This window comes from Dyadobacter sp., from assembly GCF_051859145.1.
GTDB lineage: Bacteria > Bacteroidota > Bacteroidia > Cytophagales > Spirosomataceae > Dyadobacter.
In genome coordinates, this window is the sequence record NZ_JBHYGF010000493.1 from 1 (window position 1) to 2,469 (window position 2,469).

Below are 2,469 nucleotides of genomic sequence, written 5' to 3' on the forward strand. Positions count from 1 at the left end.
AGCTCATAACTTAAAAGGGGTTTCTTTGATGTATTCAAAAACGGCGGCTATACTTTCAGACTGCGGCAGATCGTCTTTCACGAAATGGGCATACTGACGGATCTGACTATAAACCGATTTCGCATTGGGCGAAAGCCGCTCTTTTTCGTCAGGTTCCAAAAGGTCGATTGCCTGGCAAATCGCCATAATATGGATCGCCATAACCTGGAAAGAATTTTCCAGCACCTGCTTTGTAATCACGGCGCTGTTGGTACCCATACTTACAATATCCTGATTGTCATTGTTGTTTGGAATACTATGCACATACACCGAGCTGGAAAGTGCCTGGTTTTCAGCAGTTGTAGATGTTGCCGTAAACTGTATCCCCTGAAACCCGAAGTTCAAACCCCAGGTACCTGCATTCAAGAACGGCGGGAATTTTCCATTCAGCTTGCTGTTCATCAGGAAGTTGAGCTGTCTTTCCATCAACATGGAAAGCTTCGTCAGTACGATTTTCACTTTGTCCATTTCCAGCGAGATATAGTCGCCGTGGAAATTGCCGCCGTGAAAAACATTGTCATCTTCCGGACTGACGATCGGATTATCGTTGGTTGAGTTCAGCTCATTTTCAACTACTTCCTGCGCATAATGGATCGTATCGAGGATCGGCCCCAATATTTGCGGAACACAACGAATGGAATAATATTCCTGAATTTTCCTTTCAAATTCCTTCCGCTGCATGGCGGTATCATCCTTGAAAAGCTCCTCGCGACTGCGGATCATTTTACTTCCTGCCACAAAATCCCGCATTTGCTGCGCGATCAGCTGCTGTCCCTTATGATGTTTAACCGCATTGAGTTCTTTGGAAAACGAGTCGTCAAAAGCTTCAATCACTTCATTGAGCATGGAAGAAGCTGCGATCGCCCATTGCAGAAGCCGCTTGGCATAAATCAGGTTGATCGCCGCCATACCTGTCATGCAGGAAGTACCGTTGATCAGTCCCAATCCGTCGCGCAACTCCATTTGAAGCGGCGCGATTTCCTTCGCTGCAAGTACCTCGGCAGTTTGCTTCCGGATACCATTGTCATACACACAGCCCTCACCGATCAGGTTAAGTCCCAAATGCGACAATTGCACGAGGTCACCACTCGCGCCCACGCTGCCGTGCTCGAATATTTCGGGCACAATTCCATTGTTCAGAAAAGCGACCAGCTGCTTTATCACTGCGGTGCTTACCCCGGAATTGGCCTGTAAAAAAGAGTTAAGACGTGCCACCATTACGCTGCGCGCGTACACCTCGGAAAGTGGCTTTCCGATCCCGCTGGAATGGCTGCGGATCAGGTTGTATTGAAGGTTACTAAGCTTGTCGGTTTCAATCCGGTACTGCGCCATGGGGCCGAACCCGGTATTGATGCCGTATATAATTTTATCTTTGGAGAAATTCGTTAAAAAGGCAAAGGATTTCGATACTTGATTAAGAATGTCGTCAGCGAGAATAAATTCCTTTTTTTCAAAAGCATATTGCTCGATCTGAGCTAATGAAATACGATTCATTTAAAGATAGAGTAATTGAATATTGTGTAAAATAAACCTTTTTTTGCGGCTTTGGCAAACCACTTAGTCAGCTGCTCCGGCTCGCAGGAAGTTGCCGGATTTGTACATTTCATTAATTTTGTCTGACACTCACGCTTTCCCCGCCGATGATCGGAGATTTACTTTTAAGACTAAATAAATTCCTTTCCGGCCATAAAACAGCATTCTATTTCAGCTTAATACTGCTTTCCTGTTTTCTGTTTGCGGGTATCTTCCGGCTGCGGGTTACCGAGAGCATTTTTGCCGCGTTACCGAAAGGTAAAAGTTTCGAAGAGTTCAACCGGCTCGTTGAAAGCAAGAACATCATCAACCAGATCGTGTTCTCCATTGATATCCCGGCAGATACTGATACCGAAACCGCTCGCCTGATCGCAGAAGAGTTTTCCGATACACTTACCAGGCACACGAGCGGCTATATCCGCAATATTCAGATCGAGCGGCCGAATGTGCAGGAAGATTTGTATCAATATGTATACACCCACTTTCCCGAGCTGATCGATGCACCATATTACGATCACATTGAGTCAAGATTGAAGCCCGATTCGATCCGCGCGGCTGTGGCAGCCAGTTACAGGCAGCTGCTTACGCCCGGCGGTTCTTTCCTGAAAAGGTTCATCCTCAACGATCCCCTCGGTATCACGGGCAAATACTTCGTCGAGCTCAATGCCAACAACAATGCAGGCAACCTGCTCATTGAAGACGGCATTATGTTTTCAGCAAACCGGAAAAGCATTCTGGTCTTTGCATCAACAGCTTACGATTCGGGTAACTCGGATAAGAATGTCGAACTCTTTGAATTGACCGAGCAGATCAGGGAAAAGTGGAACAACCGCTACAAGCACAACCGGCTCAGCTACTTTGGTACATTCGAAATCTCGGCCAGGAATGCGATTCAGG

The 2,469-nt window shown here is 46.6% G+C and carries 1 protein-coding gene and 1 pseudogene; one reads left to right on the plus strand and one right to left on the minus strand.

All coding sequences use genetic code 11. The features are described 5' to 3' along the window. Window positions 1-3: 3 nt before the first annotated feature. Window positions 4-1,533 (minus strand): HAL/PAL/TAL family ammonia-lyase, encoded by a 1,530-nt coding sequence (locus ACTIE6_RS22635; RefSeq protein ID WP_439558793.1) that lies wholly within the window; start codon window positions 1,531-1,533, stop codon window positions 4-6. Window positions 1,534-1,679: 146 nt separating this feature from the next. Here ACTIE6_RS22635 and ACTIE6_RS22640 point away from each other — a divergent pair. Beyond that, window positions 1,680-2,469 (plus strand): annotated as a pseudogene (locus ACTIE6_RS22640) (trifunctional MMPL family transporter/lysophospholipid acyltransferase/class I SAM-dependent methyltransferase); the annotation flags it as partial.

What these genes read in the sequence shown, in the direction of transcription:
- ACTIE6_RS22635 (WP_439558793.1), bottom strand. Translation starts at nt 1,533, where the DNA reads ATGAATCGTATTTCATTAGCTCAGATCGAGCAATATGCTTTTGAAAAA.